Annotated in this window: 16 protein-coding genes; 12 read left to right on the forward strand and 4 right to left on the reverse strand. The window is 37.2% G+C overall.

What is annotated here, in order from left to right; all coding sequences use genetic code 11:
• The first annotated feature begins 1 nt into the window (after position 1).
• Both ACQ76T_RS04745 and ACQ76T_RS04750 read left to right on the forward strand, forming a co-directional pair.
• Positions 2-514, forward strand: coding sequence for a hypothetical protein (locus ACQ76T_RS04745; RefSeq protein WP_431342187.1), 513 nt, complete (start codon positions 2-4; stop codon positions 512-514).
• Between the two features lie 17 nt (positions 515-531).
• Positions 532-1,143: an inorganic pyrophosphatase gene (locus tag ACQ76T_RS04750; RefSeq protein WP_422692047.1), complete on the forward strand. Its 612-nt coding sequence runs from the start codon at positions 532-534 to the stop codon at positions 1,141-1,143.
• Between the two features lie 82 nt (positions 1,144-1,225).
• Here ACQ76T_RS04750 and ACQ76T_RS04755 read toward each other — a convergent pair whose 3' ends face one another.
• Positions 1,226-2,947: an amidohydrolase gene (locus ACQ76T_RS04755; protein ID WP_431342188.1), complete on the reverse strand. Its 1,722-nt coding sequence runs from the start codon at positions 2,945-2,947 to the stop codon at positions 1,226-1,228.
• Positions 2,948-3,079: 132 nt separating this feature from the next.
• Here ACQ76T_RS04755 and ACQ76T_RS04760 point away from each other — a divergent pair, with 132 nt between their 5' ends.
• Complete coding sequence (locus tag ACQ76T_RS04760; RefSeq protein ID WP_431342189.1) at positions 3,080-5,806, forward strand: sodium-translocating pyrophosphatase; 2,727 nt, start codon at positions 3,080-3,082, stop codon at positions 5,804-5,806.
• A gap of 185 nt (positions 5,807-5,991) precedes the next feature.
• Here the strand turns inward: ACQ76T_RS04760 and ACQ76T_RS04765 are convergent, their stop codons facing one another.
• Entirely contained in the window at positions 5,992-7,131 is a 1,140-nt protein-coding gene (locus ACQ76T_RS04765; protein ID WP_431342190.1) for an aminotransferase class I/II-fold pyridoxal phosphate-dependent enzyme, read from the reverse strand.
• 163 nt (positions 7,132-7,294) lie between these two features.
• Between ACQ76T_RS04765 and ACQ76T_RS04770 the strand changes: the two genes are divergently transcribed.
• The 7 genes from ACQ76T_RS04770 to ACQ76T_RS04800 all read left to right on the forward strand — a co-directional run bounded on the left by ACQ76T_RS04770 (position 7,295) and on the right by ACQ76T_RS04800 (position 14,251).
• The gene (locus tag ACQ76T_RS04770; protein WP_431342191.1) at positions 7,295-8,335 is read left to right on the forward strand and encodes a M28 family metallopeptidase; all 1,041 of its coding nucleotides are present in this window, start codon (positions 7,295-7,297) and stop codon (positions 8,333-8,335) included.
• Between the two features lie 108 nt (positions 8,336-8,443).
• A complete protein-coding gene (locus ACQ76T_RS04775; protein ID WP_431342192.1) occupies positions 8,444-8,806 on the forward strand; it encodes a glyoxalase in 363 nt (120 codons plus the stop codon).
• A 9-nt stretch (positions 8,807-8,815) separates the two neighbouring features.
• Positions 8,816-9,316: an endonuclease V gene (locus ACQ76T_RS04780; RefSeq protein WP_431342193.1), complete on the forward strand. Its 501-nt coding sequence runs from the start codon at positions 8,816-8,818 to the stop codon at positions 9,314-9,316.
• Positions 9,317-9,460: 144 nt separating this feature from the next.
• Positions 9,461-10,636, forward strand: coding sequence for an acetyl-CoA C-acyltransferase (locus ACQ76T_RS04785; protein ID WP_431342194.1), 1,176 nt, complete (start codon positions 9,461-9,463; stop codon positions 10,634-10,636).
• A 75-nt stretch (positions 10,637-10,711) separates the two neighbouring features.
• Positions 10,712-11,596 (forward strand): leucine-rich repeat domain-containing protein, encoded by an 885-nt coding sequence (locus tag ACQ76T_RS04790; protein ID WP_431342195.1) that lies wholly within the window; start codon positions 10,712-10,714, stop codon positions 11,594-11,596.
• A gap of 158 nt (positions 11,597-11,754) precedes the next feature.
• Positions 11,755-13,065, forward strand: coding sequence for a GEVED domain-containing protein (locus ACQ76T_RS04795; protein WP_431342196.1), 1,311 nt, complete (start codon positions 11,755-11,757; stop codon positions 13,063-13,065).
• A 367-nt stretch (positions 13,066-13,432) separates the two neighbouring features.
• Positions 13,433-14,251: a GLPGLI family protein gene (locus ACQ76T_RS04800; RefSeq protein ID WP_431342197.1), complete on the forward strand. Its 819-nt coding sequence runs from the start codon at positions 13,433-13,435 to the stop codon at positions 14,249-14,251.
• A gap of 62 nt (positions 14,252-14,313) precedes the next feature.
• On the opposite strand, the gene ACQ76T_RS04805 is transcribed toward ACQ76T_RS04800, so the two are convergent.
• On the reverse strand, positions 14,314-17,655 hold the full coding sequence (locus ACQ76T_RS04805; RefSeq protein WP_431342198.1) for a DEAD/DEAH box helicase: 3,342 nt from the start codon (positions 17,653-17,655) through the stop codon (positions 14,314-14,316).
• A gap of 146 nt (positions 17,656-17,801) precedes the next feature.
• Here ACQ76T_RS04805 and ACQ76T_RS04810 point away from each other — a divergent pair, with 146 nt between their 5' ends.
• Positions 17,802-18,599 carry an SDR family oxidoreductase gene (locus ACQ76T_RS04810; RefSeq protein WP_431342199.1) on the forward strand — a complete coding sequence of 266 codons (798 nt, stop codon included), beginning with the start codon at positions 17,802-17,804 and terminating at the stop codon, positions 18,597-18,599.
• 97 nt (positions 18,600-18,696) lie between these two features.
• A complete protein-coding gene (locus tag ACQ76T_RS04815; RefSeq protein WP_431342200.1) occupies positions 18,697-19,611 on the forward strand; it encodes a helix-turn-helix domain-containing protein in 915 nt (304 codons plus the stop codon).
• 94 nt (positions 19,612-19,705) lie between these two features.
• Here the strand turns inward: ACQ76T_RS04815 and ACQ76T_RS04820 are convergent, their stop codons facing one another.
• Complete coding sequence (locus ACQ76T_RS04820) at positions 19,706-20,551, reverse strand: helix-turn-helix domain-containing protein (protein WP_431342201.1); 846 nt, start codon at positions 20,549-20,551, stop codon at positions 19,706-19,708.
• Positions 20,552-20,651 lie beyond the last annotated feature (100 nt).

A 20,651-nucleotide genomic window follows, 5' to 3' on the forward strand; every position in this document is an offset into this window, starting at 1 on the left:
TATGATGAGTTTTTCAGGATATTTACCCTATGCATTTGCTGCAATCATTGCGATTCCTTTTTTGGTTTTGCTCAGACAATTTGTACATTCATACATTACCCTTAAAAATCAGGAAATCAGATTGCTTAGCATAAAGTCTAATTCTGAAAACAAAACACATTCTTATGAAAGGATGACATTGTTTCTGGATAGAATAAAACCTTCCAACCTGGTTCAGAAATTTGATAAAGGACTTGCTGTTCATGAATTCATTTTTCTTACTGAAAAAACCATCAACGATGAGTTTGAGTACAATTCTTCGCAACAGCTGTACATTACGAAAAATTCATGGAAAAATATTGTAGATTCTAAAAACGCGATTATAAATTTGCTTCATAAAACATATGACGGTCTGAAAGGAAATGCTGAACTGGAAGAGTTCAAGACTATTTTCATCATGAACTATATGGAAGACAACGATTATATTACCGCAACAATAGAAGATTTAAGAAAAGAGATTTTAATTATAACTTAAAAAATAACAGATAAATAATGATTCCAAATTTTAAAGCACATCCATGGCACGGAATTTCTGCAGGAGAAGATGCGCCAAATGTTGTAAACGTATTTGTAGAAATTGTTCCTGCAGATACTATTAAATATGAAGTAGATAAAGAAACAGGATATTTAAAGGTAGACAGGCCACAGAAATTCTCTAATATCATTCCAGCTTTATATGGTTTTGTTCCAAGAACATATTGCCACAATGAAGTAATGAAACTGGCGATTGAAGCAGGAGCTACCGATGTGACAATGGGTGATCATGATCCGCTTGATATTTGTGTTTTAAGTTCTCACAACATTCATGCTGGAGGTTTATTAATGGAAGCTATTCCAATCGGTGGTTTCAAAATGATCGACGGTGGTGAAGCTGATGATAAAATTGTAGCAGTAATGATCAATGACCACGCATTTGGACACTTCAGAGATATTTCTGAATTACCTGAAGCAGAAGTTAAAAGATTGATGCACTACTTCTTAACATACAAAAACTTACCAGATGAGCCTGCGAAATGCAGAATTCAGGAAGTATACGGAGCTGAGCACGCTAAAAAGGTAATTAAAGCTTCTCAGGCTGACTACGCAGAAAAATTCGGAGGATAATATTTCCTTCCCAGAGATAAAAAAGGCAGATGAATTTTCAATTTTCATCTGCTTTTTTGTTGATATACCCTCAAATAAGGATTCAATTTCTTTTATATACGATATTTCCTTCCTTTATTGTTTCCAGTACTTTAATGCTTCTGATATCTTCCGGGGCAATTGTTAGCGGATTTTGATCAAGAATAACAAGATCTGCCAATTTACCTGCTCTTATGGATCCTTTTCGGTCTTCTTCCTGCAGCTGATAAGCACCATTAATTGTAATTGCTTTTAATGCTTCAAGAGGAGTGATTCTTTCATTAGCCCCTAGAATCATTCCTGATCTGGTTTTTCTGTTCACTGCTGCATATACTGCGGTAATAAGGTCCGGAGGAGTAACAGGCGAATCATGATGAATGGTAAAAAGAATGCCAGCTTTCAATGCTGAGTGGGTAGGACTTATAAAAGAGGCGCGTTCAGGACCAAAAACACTTGAATAATGCCAGTCACCCCATAAATAGGTATGGGTAGGAAAATAAGAAGGGATAACTCCTAATTCTTTTATTTTCTGAATATGATCAGGACGGCTATTCTGTACATGAATAAGTGTTACCCGAAGTTCCGGTACGTAAATACCTTCATCTTTTAACCTTTTAATCACTCGCAAGGCTTGGTCTATTGCTGCATCCCCATTCACGTGAAGCTGAGCGGTAATGTGATTTTGAAATAATGTTTTCAGGTCATTGTACAAGGTCTCATCCGTAAAGATAAGAAATCCTTTATAATCTTTAGATTGTCCTTCCGGCGGAACTAAATAGGGTTGGGTAAGCCATGCTGTCTTACCCTGTGGAGAGCCGTCATCCGAAAACTTAAAACCGGCAAGTTTTAAATGATTTTCATACTTCATGTATTGGGATTTGAGACTGTTGAAATTATTTTTAGAATATTCATAATCCGGAAAATACACTACATCAGCTTTAAAAAGATTTTGATTGGCCGCATTTTGTAAAAGAGCAATACTTTCTCCCATGGTTCTTCCGTCACAAATCGTAGTCTGGCCATAGCTCAGCCATTCTTCCTGGGCTTTCATCAGATTCTGCATCGCATGAGATTCTGTGTTTTGGCCTGTGCTCATTTTATTCGTAAGGGCTAGAAGTGCAGTAAAGCTTGCATTTTCTTCTAATTTTCCATTTAACTTTCCTGTTTTTTTATCCCTGCCGAGATGACCTCCTTCAGGGTCTTTTGAAGATTCTGTAATTCCTAAAAGCTTTAACATTGCACTATTGGCTACGCTGGCATGACCTGAAGCATGAATAACGATAATAGGATTGGACTTACTGATAGCATCCAGTTCCGTTTGGGTAGGATGGCGGTGCTCTGTCATAATAGCATCATCATATCCGTTGCCGATAATGGGCTGTTGCGCTGTGACTTTGTTTTCTTTGATGTAGTTTTTAATTCTGTTTTGTAAATCTTTAATGGAATTAACCGTTCCATAAGGATCAGGAGATAGATCTACCGCATCCATAGTGCCTGCTCTTGATGTAAGATGACCATGAACGTCTATAAAGCCGGGTAGGAGCGTTTTTCCATTCAGATCAACCATTTTGGTGGCAGGACCAGTATAATGATCCGTTTCTGATTTTGTTCCTGCAAAAAGAATTTTTCCGTTTTTTACAGCAACAGCCTCAACCTGTGGATGGGAATTTTCCATTGTCAGAATGGTGCCGCCAAAGTAAATGGTTTCTGCATTCTCTTTAGGAATTCTGTTTTGGCAACTGCTTATGGCCCCTGCCAAGAAAAGGATGTAAAATATTTTTCTCATAATTAATTCTAACAATTGTGATAAACTAATTTACAAAATAATATATTATTATAGATGAATTTTATAAAGTGTTGGTAAATTGATTATATTTATAAGACTAATTGCATTTTTTTAATATAAAAATAATAAACTATGGATTTGTTCTATTTAATTCCTGTTTTTGGTGTGGTGGCTTTAATCTATACTTATATTCAAAGCAACTGGGTGAGTAGGCAGAATGCAGGAAATGAAAAAATGAAAACCATCAGCGGACATATTGCTGATGGGGCAATGGCTTTCTTAAAGGCCGAATACAAGATATTAACCTACTTTGTAGTAGTGGTAGCCATTTTACTGGCAGTAATGGGATCTACAAATGCTAATTCACACTGGAGTATAGGACTTGCCTTTGTAGCCGGAGCTATCTTCTCTGCATCAGCAGGTTTTATTGGAATGAAAATCGCAACTAAAGCAAATGTAAGAACTGCCGAAGCAGCAAAAACTTCTCTATCAAGAGCTCTTAAGGTTTCTTTTACAGGAGGTTCCGTAATGGGAATGGGAGTTGCCGGATTGGCTGTTTTAGGATTGGGAGCCCTTTTTATTATCATTAAGCAGATCTTTGCTCCGGATGCTCATGTAGATTCTCATGAAATGGAAAGAACGATTGAAATTCTTACAGGCTTTTCTCTTGGCGCAGAATCAATAGCACTTTTTGCAAGAGTAGGAGGCGGTATTTATACAAAAGCAGCAGATGTGGGAGCCGATCTTGTAGGAAAAGTAGAAGCTGGAATTCCTGAAGACGACCCGAGAAATCCAGCTACTATTGCTGACAATGTAGGAGATAATGTAGGAGATGTTGCAGGAATGGGAGCAGACCTTTTTGGTTCGTACGTGGCAACGGTATTGGCAACAATGGTACTGGGAAGAGAGACCATTTCTAATGATTCCTTCGGAGGATATGCGCCCATTCTTTTACCCATGCTGATTGCCGGAACCGGAATTATTTTTTCAATGATCGGAACATTATTTGTAAAAATAAACGATAACGAAGGTTCATCAACATCCAGTGTACAAAATGCACTGAACCTTGGAAACTGGGGAAGTATTATCATAACTGCAATTGCGTCTTATTTCCTTGTAACCTATCTTCTTCCTGAAAAAATGGTTCTAAGAGGTCATGAATTTACCAAAATGGGGGTCTTTGGAGCCATTATGGTAGGATTGGTGGTAGGAACTTTAATGAGTATCATTACAGAATATTATACTGCTATGGGAAAAAGGCCTGTTTCCAGTATTGTAAGACAGTCTTCCACAGGACATGCCACCAATATTATTGGTGGACTTTCGGTTGGAATGGAATCTACCTTACTGCCTATTATTGTCCTGGCAGGAGGTATTTACGGTTCTTATTTATGCGCCGGTCTCTATGGAGTCGCCATTGCAGCAGCAGGAATGATGGCTACTACAGCAATGCAGCTGGCAATTGACGCCTTTGGCCCCATTGCAGATAATGCCGGAGGTATTGCAGAAATGAGCGAGCTTCCTAAAGAAGTACGTGAGAAAACAGATATCTTAGATGCTGTAGGAAATACTACCGCTGCAACCGGAAAAGGATTTGCCATTGCTTCAGCAGCATTAACTGCATTGGCTTTATTTGCTGCTTTTGTAGGTATAGCAGGAATTGATGGGATTGATATTTACCGGGCAGATGTTCTGGCCGGTTTATTTATTGGAGGAATGATTCCTTTTATTTTCTCCTCATTGGCTATTACTGCTGTAGGACAGGCTGCCATGGCAATGGTAGAAGAAGTAAGAAGACAGTTTCGCGAAATCCCCGGAATTTTAGAGGGAAAAGCACAACCCGAATACGAAAAATGCGTGGCTATTTCTACAGATGCTTCCATTCGGAAAATGATGCTTCCGGGTGCTATTGCTATTATTTCTCCATTATTGGTCGGGTTTATATTCGGTCCGGAGGTTCTGGGAGGCTTTCTTGCAGGAGCCACAGTAAGTGGAGTTCTGATGGGAATGTTTCAGAATAACGCAGGAGGAGCTTGGGATAATGCTAAAAAATCCTTCGAAAAAGGAGTGGATATCAACGGTCAGACTTACTACAAAGGTTCAGAACCTCATAAAGCATCTGTAACGGGAGATACAGTTGGAGATCCGTTTAAAGATACTTCGGGTCCTTCTATGAATATTCTTATTAAACTGATGTCTATCGTTTCTCTAGTAATTGCACCAACTTTAGCAGTACTTCATAAAGATAAAATTGAAGCCAATAGAAAAGCTAAATTAGAGAGCCTAATAGCGGCTTCAGGGAATATCGTTGGTGCTCCGGACGTTAAAATACCTTCAACTCCTGCAGAAGTGAAAGGACACCTCAATGAAAATGGAGATTTTGTATACGAAACAGGAAACCTTCAGAAAATAAAACTGAATAATGGAAAAACTATAGCTATAGGAGATGGAAGTCAGCTTTATCAGTTTTATAATGCTGTTAATAAGAAAGATCAGTCTGTGTTGGACCCTAATAAATGGTTTACCGTTGAAAATCTGTACTTCGAAACAGGTTCAAGTGACTTAAAAGCAGGATATGAACTACAGCTCAACAATCTTGCAGAAATGCTGAATGCTTATCCGACTCTTAAAATAAAATTGGGAGGTTATACAGATAATAGCGGGAATGAAGACAGTAATCAGAAACTTTCCAACCTGAGAGCACAAACAGCAAAACTTAAATTGTTGGAATTAGGTGTTCCTGCAGACCGAGTAGAAGCGGATGGCTATGGATCACAACATCCCGTTTGTGAAGCTAACGACACGGACGAATGCAAAGCCAAAAACAGAAGAATTGATGTAAGAGTTCTTGCTCTTTAAAATCATTTAAAATACAATAAAAGCATCGCGACTTGCGGTGCTTTTTTATATGCATACCGAAGAATAATATTAAACAGAGGGATTATCATAACATTATCTATAACCATTAGAAACATACTAACCAACATAAAATCTCCCCAATCATCTGTGAAAATCTGCGTAATCTGTGGTAAAAACTCCAAGTATCAAAGGTTCCTTATCAAATGCTCCAAAGCCTGTACAATCACTTCATCCTTTTTAGCAAAGCTAAATCTTATATAATCCGAATTCTTCCTTGAATGATAAAATGCTGAAAGAGGAAGGCAGGAAACCTTTTTCTCTACAGTCAGCCATTTCGAAAACTCAACATCTATCATCGTCCTGGAAATATTCCTGAAATTAACGATCTGAAAAACACTTCCTTCCGCCTGTTGTTCAACTGATAAAGGGGTTTCCCTGATAAGCTCGTTGAAAATATCCCTTTTATTCTGCATTATTACTTTATTGGTAGTAGGATCAAATATCTCAAGATACTTTGCCAGGGCATATTGCGCAGGAGCATTTGCACTGTAGGAAATATACTGTTGATGGCATTGGAACAGAGCTGTTAGTTCTTCAGAAGCCAGCAGATAGCTCACTTTCCATCCGGAAGTATGAAACATTTTCCCAAAAGAGAAAATACAAAACGTGCGGTTTTTGAGCTCAGGATGAATAAATGAGCTGTAATGCTCAGCGCCATCATAACAGTACGTGTCATAGATTTCCTCTGAAATCAGATAAATCTCCCTGTTTTTTATCAACTCATACAATTGGATCCAGTCTTCCTTTTTCCACATTTTACCCGTTGGGTTTTGCGGGGAATTGACAATCACAGCTTTTGTTTTTTCTGAAATACAATTCTTAAATACGTCCCAATCTATGCTGAAATTAGGATTAAGGTCATAATAAACGGGAACACCGCCGTTCATCACCACAGAAGGCCCATAAGTATAATAGGAAGGTTGAATAATAATCACTTCATCACCTTGGTTTAGAATAGATTTCAAGGCTGTATATAAAGCAAAAGTTGCACATGGAACAACCGTCACTTCATGGGTTTTAACGGCGATATTATTTTTTCTTTTAGCATTGAAAGCGACAATGTTTTCAATCAGCAGAGGGTTTCCGGAGAGGGGCTCATAATTGTGAGTGGAAAGTTCTGCAGATTCTTTTAAAAAAGATTTCAGTCTTTCATCAATATCAAAATCGGGCAGTCCCAGCGAGAGATCAAAGCTGTTGTTTTTTACAGCCAGCTCAGACATTTCGGTAAAAAAGGAATAATGAGTAAATCCTTGAATATCTTTCATCTATTTTGTAATTTTTTCAAATGTAATAAAAAATTGACATCACATTTCTTTTATTTTTTCCAATGTTGTAATGTGGTTATTGCTTTTTTGAAAAAATAGAAGATCTTAATGTGCTATTGCTTAGATTCAATAAAAATTGTTACTTTTAAGAAATTTATTCTTTATGAGAAAACTACTTATTCCCCTATTTTCTATAGCTGTTCTTATAAGCTGTGGAACGGCCAAAATGCCGGATGGTGCATCATCGCATCCTATTTCCACAAAGCATGATAAGGCTTTTTCTAACGCTTATAAAATGATTAAAGCAGAAGACTTAAAAAAGAATCTGTATGTGATTGCTGCTGATGATATGGAAGGAAGAGATACAGGAAGTAAAGGGCAGAAGAAAGCGGGAGAGTATATCATTAACTATTATAAAAACTTGGGAATTGCTGCGCCTAAAGTATTAGGGTCTTACTATCAGAAAGTTCCCGCAGATTTCATGAAGAAAAGAGGTGGAGGTAACCTTCCAGATTCTGAAAATATTCTTGCTTTCATTGAAGGAAGTGAAAAACCGGAAGAGATCGTTGTGGTTTCTGCCCACTATGACCATGTTGGGGTGAAAAATGGAGTCGTATATAATGGTGCTGATGATGACGGAAGTGGAACAGTAGCCGTAATGGAAATTGCTAAAGCTTTTCAGGAAGCTAAAAAAGCAGGTAAAGGTCCCAAAAGATCTGTGCTGTTTTTACATGTGACAGGAGAAGAACATGGCCTTTTTGGTTCAGAATATTATTCTCAAAACCCAGTTTTTCCATTAGCTAATACAGTGGTTGACCTTAATATTGATATGATAGGACGTGATGATCCTGAGAACAGAGGAAAACAATATGTATATGTAATTGGATCTGAAATGTTGAGCTCTGAGCTGAAAGTCATCAACGAAGCGGCTAACAAAAGAACCAATAATCTGGAACTGAATTATAAATATGACGATCTGAATGATCCTGAACAATTGTATTATCGTTCAGATCATTACAATTTTGCGAAACATAATATTCCCGTTGCATTTTTCTTTGACGGAATTCACGAAGACTATCACAAACCCACCGATGATCCTGATAAGATAGACTATAATTTATTAGAAAAGAGAACTCAGTTAATTTTCACAACAGCCTGGGACATTGCGAACAGAGCAGAAAGAATTGTGGTGGATAAAAAATAAAATAGACATTATCGCTTCCCATAGATTATTCGGGTTTAGCCATTTATCGGAAGAATCTGTAGAAATCATGTAGCAAAATATAAACAACTCCATCTTCATTATCAAAGAATGAAACAACAGCTAAAATCCATCCGTCCTTTTATTGGGGCAAAGAATTTTGACATAAGCCGAAACTTTTATAAAGATCTTGGTTTCGAAGAAGTTCCTTTAGAAGCGAAACTTTCAATGTTTAAAAAACAGGATATTGCTTTTTATCTTCAGGATTATTATGCCAAAGAATGGGTTGATAATAGCATGATTTTTATTGAAGTAGCGAATACAGATCAATTTTGGCAACACCTTCTGACTTTAGATCTTATCGGGAAATACGAAAATGTAAAGCTGACTCCTGTAAGAACACTGGATTGGGGAAAAGAATGTTTTGTACACGATCCGTCAGGAATTTTGTGGCATTTTGGAGAATTTTTTTAGAAAAGAAGTATGATTTACGCGTTTGATACCTATTATTATGAAGAGTATGCCAATACAGTATGTCTGGCATTTGAAAATTGGACATCTGAGAAAGAAACCGAAGTTTTTGTAGAAGAAACCGATATCAATTCTGAATACGAAAGCGGAGCGTTCTACAAAAGAGAATTGCCATGTATTTTGAGCCTTTTGAGCAAAATAACCTTAAAACCAGGTGATATTATTCTCGTTGACGGTTACGTAACCCTTGATAATGAAGGGAAAATTGGCCTTGGAGGACATCTTTACGAAGCTTTGAAAGGACAATACGCTGTTGTCGGAATTGCAAAGAATGGTTTCAACTCTCCGGATTCCCAAAGAAGAAGTGTGTTTCGGGGAGAGAGCAAAACCCCTCTTTTTTTGACGGCAAAAGGGGCAGATGTAGACAAAATACAATCGAAAATTGAACAGATGCATGGTGCTTTCAGGATACCGACTTTACTGAAAAGGCTCGATCAGCTAAGCAGAGAATAACCATAAAAGGTCTTACAGTAAAGGGTAAGACTTTTTTTTATTATAAATAATACCAATCGGTATATTTTGTTTATATTTGTTAAGATCATAATTAAAAACAGTTTAATCAAAAATATTCCGATATAATAAAAATTCAATGAAACTATGAAAGATGTATTTATAATTGCCGCTAAACGTACTCCTGTTGGAGGATTTATGGGAAGTCTATTCGGTTTTACAGCACCTCAGTTAGGAGCTATTGCTATACAGAATGCATATGAAAGTGTTCAACTTGCCCCGGAAAATATAGACAGCGTTTATATGGGAAATGTATTAAGCGCAGGAGTAGGGCAGTCACCCGCAAGACAAGCTGCTATTTTTTCTAATATTCCAGTAGAAAAAGATGCTACGACTATTAATAAAGTATGTGCTTCCGGAATGAAAGCTTCCATGATAGGTGCTCAGCAAATTCAGCTGGGGCTAGAGAATATCGTCATGACCGGAGGTATGGAAAGCATGAGTAATGTTCCTCATTACACTTACCTGAGGCAGGGAAAGAAATTGGGAGATATGAGCCTCACAGACGGATTGATTAAAGATGGCTTATGGGATGTTTATAATAATTTCCACATGGGAAGTGCCGCAGAGTTGGGAGTAAAAAAGTATAGACTTACAAGACAGCAGCTTGATGAATATGCTTTACTTTCTTATCAGAGAGCTCAGGAAGCGACTGCCAACAATAAATTTCATAACGAACTTGTAAATATATCCGTTGAAGGTAAGAAAAGTACAATCATTGTAGATAAAGATGAGGATATAGATAAACTGATCCCCGAAAAAATCTCCCTTTTAAAACCCGCTTTTGAGAATGACGGATTTTTAACTGCTGCTAATTCAAGCAACCTGAACGATGGAGCTGCGGCCATTCTTCTTGGTTCTTCAGAAGCTGTTCAGCAGTATAATCTGAGCCCGCTTGCCAGAATTGTTGCCTACGCAGACGCAGCACAGTCTCCGGAATGGTTTACCACTTCACCTTCTGTAGCCATTAATAAAATTTTGAAAAAAACAGGTTTAAGCATTTCAGATATTGATTATTTTGAGATCAATGAAGCATACTCTTCCGTCATTTTATCCAATCAGCAGATTCTGGGATATCATTTGGACAAAGTAAATGTATACGGAGGTGCAGTAGCATTGGGACATCCTATTGGAGCCTCGGGAGCCAGAATAATAGCAACATTGGTAAATGTTTTGAGACAGGAAGGAGGCAGATATGGTATCGCCGCAATTTGTAATGGTGGGGGCGGCGCTTCAGCAATCCTTATTGAAAATTTAAATTAAATCCATAAATTTATACAGAGAAAAGACGGTTAAGATGTATTGAACGTTATTTCATTCCAATGCAATATATCAAATATGAAAGAAGACAATAACGATTTATTAGGGAAATTAGATCATTATTGGAAAATGATTCCCACTCACCATACACCTTCTTATTCTGTAGAAAATACAGTTGGTGATATCAGTTCCATTCAAATTTTAACATTAAGTAAGAATGATAAGAACTGGAAAATGATCTTTGAATGTCCACATCTTGAAGAACTCAATCTGGTTCAGCCCAGTCTGGATCAAATTAAGGCACTTGACAAGTTGATTGGTCTTAAGAGATTGAGAATAAAGTCTTTCCGTGCTAAAGATGTTGAATTTATCAGATCTCTGGAACACTTAGAAGAACTGTCATTGGAATATGGGTCAGGATTTTCAGATCTTTCTCCATTACAAAGTCTTTCAAAACTAAAATCATTACATCTTGAAAACCTTCGTAAGGTCTCAGATTTTAATGGATTACAGGGAATTGAAAGTCTGAAGTATCTTCATATCAGCGGAACATTAGACTGGAAACAACCCATTGAAAATCTTTCTTTTTTAGAAGACCTTCACGAACTTGAGGTCTTCAGCCTATGGATTTTTGCTCTTAAAGCTTCATTTCCTGCTTTTATATCTGTTTTAAAGCTAAAAAAGCTTCTTGAAATAAGAATACCAATAGGAATGCTGGATACTGCGGAATATGCTTTTTTAGAGGTTGCCAAACCCGAAGCCATTAAAGGATTCGGGGATGAAACCTCCTGGCCTTTGTATATTAATACAGACTATACAGACCAAGGATACTTAAGTTTATTGGGGAAAGGAGAGGGCAGAATAAAGGTAAATCATCCCGATGCCAACACTCAATTACAGGCTTATCTCAAAAAATATAAAGAATATAAACAAAGCGCTCAAGATATCATCTCAATGTATTAATGATTTTAACGTATTGGTTATTATGTAATTAATCCATATTTTATTATTTATTTTATAGTTGTTTTCTGAAAATATCATTAAACTGATAAATATCATTGCATTCTTATTTTTATTGATTCTAAATAAATATAAATTTGTCTCAAGAAATTTGAATATAAATGAAGAAACTAACTACCTTTTCTGCTGTAGTGCTCTGCTCACTGATGAATGCCCAGATACAGTACTGTATGCCTGCATTCCAGTACGGGGCCGACAGCAACATGATTAGTAATGTAACCTTTGGGAGCATTAATAATTCATCATCAACTAATTCCGGGAACGCACAGATCTACGAAAACTTTACGACAATTTCTACAGACCTGCAGCCTGGAAATACGTATCCAATATCGGTAAAAGGTCCGTCCAGTACCTTTCCAAGTGATGTAGTGGTTTTTATTGACTTCAATCAGAATGGAAACTTTGATGATGCGGGAGAAAGTTTCTATTTAGGACGAATAGGAGCAGCCAATCCTGCCAATGCACAGTCTGTCAGCAGTTCCATTGTAGTTCCGGGGAATGCTGTAAACGGAAGCACAAGAATGAGAATCCTTAAAAACACGAATGTTGCGGCCTATTCAAATCCCAATGCACCCAATTCTATCAATTCAGCCTGTGATTCAAGCTTAAGAGCAGGACAAACTGAAGAATACACCGTTAATATTGTAGGAAATACGATCAATTTTCCAGCTCCTTATTGCGGTACTCAGGATATAACGAGTCTTACCGTAAGTGAGATTGGTGAAGTAGAATTTGCCGGAATTGTTAATAACAGTGTGATTGATGGAAATTCAGACGTTCTTGAAAACTTTACAAGCGTTGTCTTCAATGTCAACCGAGGAAATGATTATCCTATTAAAGTAGTTGGAGGAACTCATGGGCAAGCTACTGTATCAGCATATGCTTATATCGATTTTAATCATAACAACGTGTTTGATAGTGATGAAATATTCAACTTAGGATACCTTGATAACTCCAATCCGGTGGCAGGCCATCAATCTGGGGCGGTTTTGGGCAATATCACTATTCCTATGAATGCCTTGCTTGGAGAAACACGTTTCAGACTGGTAAAAGCATACGAATCGAATTCGTGGATGGGTGTTCTGCAAAACCTTGCGTGCCCTAAAGACTGGTTTATAGGACAGGTAGAAGATTATACGATCAATGTACAATTGGAAAGCCTTTCTACACTTGAAGTTTCTAAAGATTCGTCAACCAAAGCACAAATTTATCCTAACCCTGTTTCGGGTTCTGCAACGATCAGCGTAAAAGAGGGAGTAGAGAAGTATGAAGTGTACGCAGTGTCAGGACAAAGAGTTTTGGAAGGAAATTCCGTAACCGTTAATATGGAAAAACTGGTTCCGGGAACTTATATGATCAAAATTGTAACGAAAGATAAAAAAGTAATCACTGAAAAGGTGATCAAAAAGTAAAACACATATCTAATCATATCCATATCAATTTTTGTTTTTATCGGCAGGTTCTATCCTGCCGGTTTTGTTTTTTTATATGTTCTCGGAAAATCCTTATTTAAGAGGATTTTAACTAAAATAAATGGAAAACACTTAATTGTTAAATTTTAAAAATGAGTCTTAACATTTAGTGCTAAAAATTAGTAAAACTTTATCATGTTGCGGTGGTGAGAGGTTGAAAAATTGCGATTACTTTTACAGCAAACTTTTAATGATGATCGTATGTAGTGAATGATTTTTTTAATTATAGACTGCTTTTTAAATGGATACATAAACGCAGAGTAATAATTGAAAGAATTTTCACTATAACGATGATAAACCTAATACCATGAAAAAAACGATTTTTCTTGCAGCTTTGATTGCAGGACTTTGGGCAAAAGCTCAAACTCACCGGTTTATTTACGATGTTGTATATAAAAAAGATGAGGCGTCAGAATTTTTAACAAAAGAAAACTTCCATCTGGACATTCATCCTGATAAAACAGATTATTATCAAAGAGATTTCTTTATTGCGGATTCTTTGATTTCCGGGAATATTCAGTTTCCAAAAGATGCTAAACTCAATACTTCTTCCATTGTTTCACATAAAGCAGGTGATGAACTTTATGATGAATATGATCTGCTGGAAAATACCATTTTAAAGCTTCAGACCAAAGATTCTCAAAACTGGAAACTGGCAAACGAAAACAAGAAAGTTAAAGATCTTGTCTTACAAAAAGCAACCACCCATTATGGGGGAAGAGAATGGACGGCCTGGTTTGCCAAAGAAATTCCTTTTCAGGAAGGACCGTATAAGTTTCATGGGCTTCCAGGGCTGATAGTGGAACTGTATGATGATAAGAACAATTATAAATTTGAACTCGTAAAATCCACCAAACTCGATAAACCTGTAAAAAATATGTTTATTGATATGGCCAAACAAAACGGAGTTTCTACCACTTGGGATAAATATAAAACTACAAAACTGGCCTATTACGATTCTCCAATCAATTTTATAAGAAATGGAAACCAGTCAGATCAGTTCTTTCTTAATGACGGCACTAAAGTAAACCCAACCAACAGACGTGAAATCAATGAAAGACTGAGAGAAAATATCAAAAAAAATAACAATCCTATTGATCTGGACAGGAAGATTAATTACCAGTAACATAAACAACTGCCACGAATATCTCTTAGACATTCGTGGTAATTGTTTTTTAGGAATACTTCTTATGAACCAGACTCCAGCAAGTCCATCAGATCCTGTTTTGACAATCCCTGAAACTTAGCTCCGTCACTTTTAAGAAGATTCTGAGCCAGTTGTTTCTTTTTCTTTTGTAGTGTAAGGATTTTTTCTTCTACCGTATTGGAACATATCATGCGGACAGCAATTACATTTTTGGTTTGCCCTATACGATAACTGCGATCTATAGCTTGATTTTCAATCGCAGGATTCCACCATGGATCTACGAGATAGATATAATCAGCCTGGGTAAGATTAAGCCCTACACCTCCAGCTTTTAAACTGATCAGAAATACCCTTATATCTTTATTATTCTGAAAATTAGCCACCTTTTCACCGCGGTCTTTGGTTTGCCCTGTCAGATATTCAAAAGCGATATTATGTTTTTCCAATTCGGCTTTAATCAGATCCAGCATTCCGACAAACTGAGAGAATATCAGGATTTTGTGATCTTTAGATTTTCCAAGGATCTGCTCTGTTAAGATCTCTATTTTCACAGAATGTTCTCCGGAATATCCTTCTTTAATGAGAACAGGAGAATTACAGATCTGACGAAGCCTTGTAAGCCCTGTAAGAACATGAATACTGTTTTTATTCAATTCATCATCGTCATTGGTTGCGATATACTCACGAAGCTCTTTTTCATAAGCATCATAGATCCGGCGCTGTTCAGCGTTCATTTCACAGTAAATTACGGTCTCTGTTTTCTCAGGAAGTTCCTTTGCAACTTGTTTCTTGGTTCTGCGGAGAATGAAAGGCTTTATTTTTTGTTGAAGCTCCAAAGCACGTTTGCTGTATTCAAACTTATCAATCGGAATCGCGTAAATATCTTTAAAATACTGCTTACTCCCCAACAATCCAGGGCAGGCAAAAGAAAGCTGGCTGTAGAGATCAAAAGTACTGTTTTCTACAGGTGTTCCTGTCAGAACAACCTTGTTTCTGGACTGAAGAAGGCGGGCTGCTTTATACCGTTCCGAATTTGGATTCTTGATCGTCTGGGATTCGTCCAGGAAAATATAGCTGAAAGTAAAGGTTTTCAGAAAGCGAATGTCGGAAAGTAACATTCCATACGTTGTTAAAACTACGTCATAATCAGACATATGAGCGGTGGCTTTTGGTCTGTCTGCTCCATAATGCAGTACAACTTTGATAGAAGGTGCAAACCTGCTGATTTCTTCCTGCCAATTGAAAAGAAGGGAAGTAGGAACTACCACAAGATGAGTAGAATGCCCCCGTTTTTCCTTCTGAGACAAAATAAAGGCAATGATTTGAATTGTTTTTCCCAACCCCATATCATCGGCCAGGCAACCTCCGAAATTGAATTCATCAAGGAAGCTCAGCCAGTTGAGTCCCTCATGTTGATAATCTCTTAATTCTGCATTCAAACCAGCCGGAACAGAGACAACAGGGATCTTTTTGACCCTTGAAAATTTTGATGAATACGTGCTGATTTCATTTTGAACTTCTTTACTCAATACTTCTTTTTCGAAAAGAGAAGAAATTTCTGTGAAATTGATCTTTGGGATCTTTAAAAGTTCCTCATCAATCTCTCCAGCCTGAAAATAAGCCGCTATTTTTTCCATCCATTCCTCCGGGAGAATTCCTAAGCTGCCATCATCCAGTTGAACGAATTTACTTTTATTTCGAATAGTCCTGTGAAGTTGTTTTAAGGTGGCCTCTTTTTGTCCAAAACCTACCTTTAACTGAGCGTTGAACCAATCCAGTCCGCTGGTAATCTGTATGTTAATTTTTGCCCGGTGTGGGGAAAGTCTGTTGTTTTTTAATTCATTGAAGCCCAGAATCGTAACCCCTTCACTTCGCCAGATATCAAACGCTTCAAGAAACCAGTTGTTATCCAGGAACTTATCCCTGTGAAGATAAAAATACTGATAGCCATCCATCTGTTCTTCAAAATCAGGGTGCTGTTGCATAATCAGCGATGTAAAGCGGGCCTCTGCGGCATCATTCCTGTCTATCCTGAAGGGGTTTCCATTTTGATCTGTATCAAAAATCTGCTTTTTTGAGTAGACCGGAACTTCAACATCTCCATACTTCATTACGGGAGTAATTCCAATATAGTTTTCCTGCTGACGAAGATAAACTACTTTCTCTACCTGATAATCTTTGTCTTTAAGCTGTGCTTTCGTTGCGGGTTGTATGTAGTTGTAATTGATGTGTATACGTTCTTCAAGCGTATGTAGGATATGATGCATGAAATCTTCGTATTTTGAAGAATGAATAAGCAAAATCTCATTATTAGCTTTAAAAAACCTGATGATTTTCAGCATATCAGGATGATCTACAAAGCTGAAAATGTTTTGATTATATACAAAATACTCATTTCTGAGAACAATATTTTTGAAAGGGACAGAAACGTCATTCAATTGCAATTCTCCTGTTATTTCATAAAAAGGATCTTTCTTAAATACAGATAGTTGTATATCTGCATCTAAAGTATTAAGTTGGGTAGGAGTAAGAGACTTTGAAGACACTGTTTCAGCAATTTCACGGTCATGATAGTACACTTCCAGTGCGAGAGGATTCAGTACAATAAGTTTCAAAGCTTCAAGTTCCGCAGGATTATAATCTTCGTTATAGTTATTTTGGAAGGTCGTAATTGCAGTATAAAATTTTATTTCCTGAGGCTTTTCAGCTTTCCATATCAATTGCATGGCATCTACTGGCGTAACCGGATTTTTAATCTTGCCGGTTTGAGTGGTTTCCGCTTCCATCAGAGAGAACACAAGATGATTATAATAGCGGTGCTTGCCCATCACCAGGATCTGTTTTTTGCCTGTTTCCTGTGACGAAAGTTCTTCCAGTTTGGAGGGATGCTGGGGTAGAAGATCTCTCTGAAACATCTGCTCATCCATAGGAAGCATTTCCCTGATCTTGGGAATGATTTCAATTTTTCCTTCAATGTATTTAACCTGGAAATACAAATCCAGATTAGATTCATGCTCCAGACCATATGTTTTGGCTTTCGGAATAAGGGTTTTCCTGCGGAGATCATCATCAAAGAAGACAAGAAAGTTCTTTTCTTCCAGAATAGAATGGATAATTTCTGCCTGATGTGCGCAAAGTTGACCTTCAGGGCTGTTACAGGTACAAGAGCAGAGCAGTGAGAGTCCAATCTTACTTATAGTGACAACAGGGAACTCCTGAAGGGAAGGTTTCTTAGTGAATATTCCTGTATTATTTTCAAGGTGTACAGGATCTATTTCATGAAAATCTCTGATACTGGTAAAGGCACTTTCAGTAGTATGCTTTAAGAGATCATATACGGAAAGTGTACTGATATTGATGTTTTCAAGAATATATTCGGCCATAAAAATTGATGAAGACAAACTTACAAAAAACAAATGAATGCGTTGAAGATGATCCATCCATTTTGGCTACAGGAAAATCCGTTTTGGCAACGTGGGCTTTTTTTCGAATACAGACCTTTGTCATGTAATTTTTAACAAAGAAAAAAATGAAAACAATTTTTATAACAGGTGCTTCTACAGGATTAGGAAAAGCAACTGCCCAGTTATTCCAAAACAAAGGATGGAAAGTAATTGCTACGATGAGAAACCCTGAAGCAGCAGCTGAGCTGGCCACTTTAGAGAATGTAACAGTACTTCCATTAGATGTTACGAACCCAGAACAGATCAAATCAACCGTAAAACAGGCTCTAGAGCTGGGTGATATAGATGTGGTTTACAATAATGCAGGATATGGGCTTATAGGACCTTTAGAAGCTCTTGCAGATGAGCAGATTGTAAAACAGCTGGATACAAATCTATTGGGAGTAATTCGGGTTACTCAGGCATTTATTCCTTATTTTAGAGAGAGAAAAGCAGGAATGTTTATTTCAACAACTTCAATTGGCGGTCTTATTGCATTTCCTTTAGGATCTACATACCATGCTACAAAATGGGCATTGGAGGGATGGAGCGAAAGTCTTGCTTTCGAACTGAATAAGTTTGGAGTAGATATCAAAACGGTTTCTCCAGGCGGAATTAAGACAGATTTTGTAAGCCGTTCACTGGATTCGGCAACGAGTCCTGCCTATACGGAAATGACAGAATCTCTGTTTTCAAAAATGGATGGTATGATGGAAGCCGCTTCTTCTCCGGAGCAGATTGCTGAGGTTGTATATGAAGCTGCTACTGACGGTAAAAAGAAGCTGAGATATGTAGCAGGAGAAGATGCTAAGGCTTTATATGCACAGCGTCTTGAATTGGGAGACGAAGCATTTAGAGAGAACTTTGGAAACCAATTCATCTAATCACATTTCTCTCAGATTATATACGATCATAAAAGGCAGTGTAAAACATCGCAGAATTATGCTGTCTTTTTCTGTTAAAATAGTTTAAATTTATAGTATGGAAAAGAAAGAAAATAGTCCTTTGAAAATTTCATCCATATCAGAACTTCATGATATGCTGAAACTTCCTAAGCCACTTCATCCCTTGGTAAGCCTTGTGGATAATACGAAAATGGCAGTGAATAAGGATATGCTGAGAAGGAGTTTTATTTTGAATTTTTATAAAATTTCCTATAAATATTCCACAGTTGGGAAAATGGGTTACGGGCAGGGTTATTATGATTTTAATGAAGGCGGAATGATGTTTACAGCACCAGGCCAGGTTCTTTCCACGGATGAGAATGCTGAATATTGTGGCTATACTTTATTGGTTCACCCGGATTTTATAAGAAGCTATCCTTTAGCAAAGAGCATTAAAAATTTTGGTTTCTTTTCTTACGATACAAATGAAGCCCTCCACTTGTCTGACCAGGAAAAAAATACCATCAATGGGCTTCTGGACAGTATTACCAATGAGCTGAATACAGCCATTGATGAAGTCAGTCAGGATGTTATTGTGTCTTACATTGAAGTGTTACTCAATTACAGTAACCGTTTTTATAAAAGACAGTTTATTACCCGAAAAGCGGTGAATAGCGATTTGCTGACAAAGATGGATATGATCCTCGAGAACTATTTCAACAATCAGGAGACGTTAAACAAAGGACTACCTACTGTAGATTTTCTTGCTTCTGAGCTTTACCTTTCTCCACATTATCTGAGTGATATGCTTAGGAATCTGACAGGGCAGAACGCTCAGCAGCATATTCATGAAAAATTGATAGAAAAGGCTAAAGAATATCTTACAACGACCAGCTTTTCAGTATCGGAGGTAGCATACGCGCTGGGATTTGAACATCCGCAGTCGTTCAACAAACTATTTAAGAAAAAGACAGACGAAACTCCTTTGAGCTATAGACAATCATTTAATTAACATATCATGTCTTGTTAATCTACCCGGTCTTTGTGCCGGGTATTTTTGTAGTGTAGAAAAGGATACAGGAGAATATTTGTTCTATACAACTTCTTTATTTTTTTATTTTATAGTTTTCTCTGTAAGTATTGGCTGTAATTCCGGTACATCTTCTGAAATATCTGCAAAAGAGAGAAGAATCTACAAATTGCAGCTGATTACTGATTTCTTTGATGGACAAAGAGGTTGTCTTAAGAAGTTCTTTAGCGTGTTTTATAACCCTATAGCTGATCCACTGTTTAATGGGTTTTCCAGTTTCTTTTTTTATCAGGCTGCTTAAATATGTGGGTGAAAGATGAAGCTGATCTGCATAAAACAGTACACTTCTCTGAAGATGTCCGTGCGCATTCAGTAACTCAAAGAAATATTCAATAATATTCTGACTTCTGGTCTGCAAGAGGCTGTTGTTTTTAATAACGGGCAGATAAAGCTTTGAAATTACTTCAAGAAGAGCATAAATAAGATACTGCACAGCTTCTACTGTACTTTCTTCTTTTGTTTTGCGGTGATGTTCCTCTATGAGTCTGACGGTACACCAGATCAGGCTTTCTGAGGTATTTTCCACCTGCATTACAGGATTGAATTTGATCTCTTCGCTGGCCAGAAGAACGGTCAGAAAACTATAGGTACTGATGAAATCCAGAGAGATAAAAAAAGCAGACATTTCAAGATCATGACTGCCGGACCATTCTCCTAAATCTGTATCAGGTAAAAGCATCATCACCGAACTTCTTTTGATCTGAAAAGGAAAAGAATTAATCTGAAGATTCAGTTCACCGTACGAAACAAAACAAAGCAGTAGTTTGTTAAGCTTATTGGCGCTTTTAAGAAACCTGGCGATGTCATGTGCTTTATATTTTTCAATATATAACCCTTCAAATTTTGGTTTAATATCTATCATGATAAGTGAGTTGCTCTTCGAATATCCGAATCCTTTTGCTCCGAATTTCTGTGGTCAAATGTAAGCAGTTAATTTTTCTTTTTTCCTATGTTGTTTAAAA

Origin of the sequence: Chryseobacterium sp. JK1 (genome assembly GCF_050632815.1) — a bacterium.
Lineage (GTDB): Bacteria > Bacteroidota > Bacteroidia > Flavobacteriales > Weeksellaceae > Chryseobacterium.

What these genes read in the sequence shown, in the direction of transcription:
- ACQ76T_RS04820 (WP_431342201.1), bottom strand. Translation starts at nt 20,551, where the DNA reads ATGATAGATATTAAACCAAAATTTGAAGGGTTATATATTGAAAAATAT.
- ACQ76T_RS04780 (WP_431342193.1), top strand. Translation starts at nt 8,816, where the DNA reads ATGATTTACGCGTTTGATACCTATTATTATGAAGAGTATGCCAATACA.
- ACQ76T_RS04745 (WP_431342187.1), top strand. Translation starts at nt 2, where the DNA reads ATGATGAGTTTTTCAGGATATTTACCCTATGCATTTGCTGCAATCATT.
- ACQ76T_RS04795 (WP_431342196.1), top strand. Translation starts at nt 11,755, where the DNA reads ATGAAGAAACTAACTACCTTTTCTGCTGTAGTGCTCTGCTCACTGATG.
- ACQ76T_RS04775 (WP_431342192.1), top strand. Translation starts at nt 8,444, where the DNA reads ATGAAACAACAGCTAAAATCCATCCGTCCTTTTATTGGGGCAAAGAAT.
- ACQ76T_RS04790 (WP_431342195.1), top strand. Translation starts at nt 10,712, where the DNA reads ATGAAAGAAGACAATAACGATTTATTAGGGAAATTAGATCATTATTGG.
- ACQ76T_RS04785 (WP_431342194.1), top strand. Translation starts at nt 9,461, where the DNA reads ATGAAAGATGTATTTATAATTGCCGCTAAACGTACTCCTGTTGGAGGA.
- ACQ76T_RS04765 (WP_431342190.1), bottom strand. Translation starts at nt 7,131, where the DNA reads ATGAAAGATATTCAAGGATTTACTCATTATTCCTTTTTTACCGAAATG.
- ACQ76T_RS04805 (WP_431342198.1), bottom strand. Translation starts at nt 17,655, where the DNA reads ATGGCCGAATATATTCTTGAAAACATCAATATCAGTACACTTTCCGTA.
- ACQ76T_RS04760 (WP_431342189.1), top strand. Translation starts at nt 3,080, where the DNA reads ATGGATTTGTTCTATTTAATTCCTGTTTTTGGTGTGGTGGCTTTAATC.
- ACQ76T_RS04750 (WP_422692047.1), top strand. Translation starts at nt 532, where the DNA reads ATGATTCCAAATTTTAAAGCACATCCATGGCACGGAATTTCTGCAGGA.
- ACQ76T_RS04800 (WP_431342197.1), top strand. Translation starts at nt 13,433, where the DNA reads ATGAAAAAAACGATTTTTCTTGCAGCTTTGATTGCAGGACTTTGGGCA.
- ACQ76T_RS04755 (WP_431342188.1), bottom strand. Translation starts at nt 2,947, where the DNA reads ATGAGAAAAATATTTTACATCCTTTTCTTGGCAGGGGCCATAAGCAGT.
- ACQ76T_RS04810 (WP_431342199.1), top strand. Translation starts at nt 17,802, where the DNA reads ATGAAAACAATTTTTATAACAGGTGCTTCTACAGGATTAGGAAAAGCA.
- ACQ76T_RS04770 (WP_431342191.1), top strand. Translation starts at nt 7,295, where the DNA reads ATGAGAAAACTACTTATTCCCCTATTTTCTATAGCTGTTCTTATAAGC.
- ACQ76T_RS04815 (WP_431342200.1), top strand. Translation starts at nt 18,697, where the DNA reads ATGGAAAAGAAAGAAAATAGTCCTTTGAAAATTTCATCCATATCAGAA.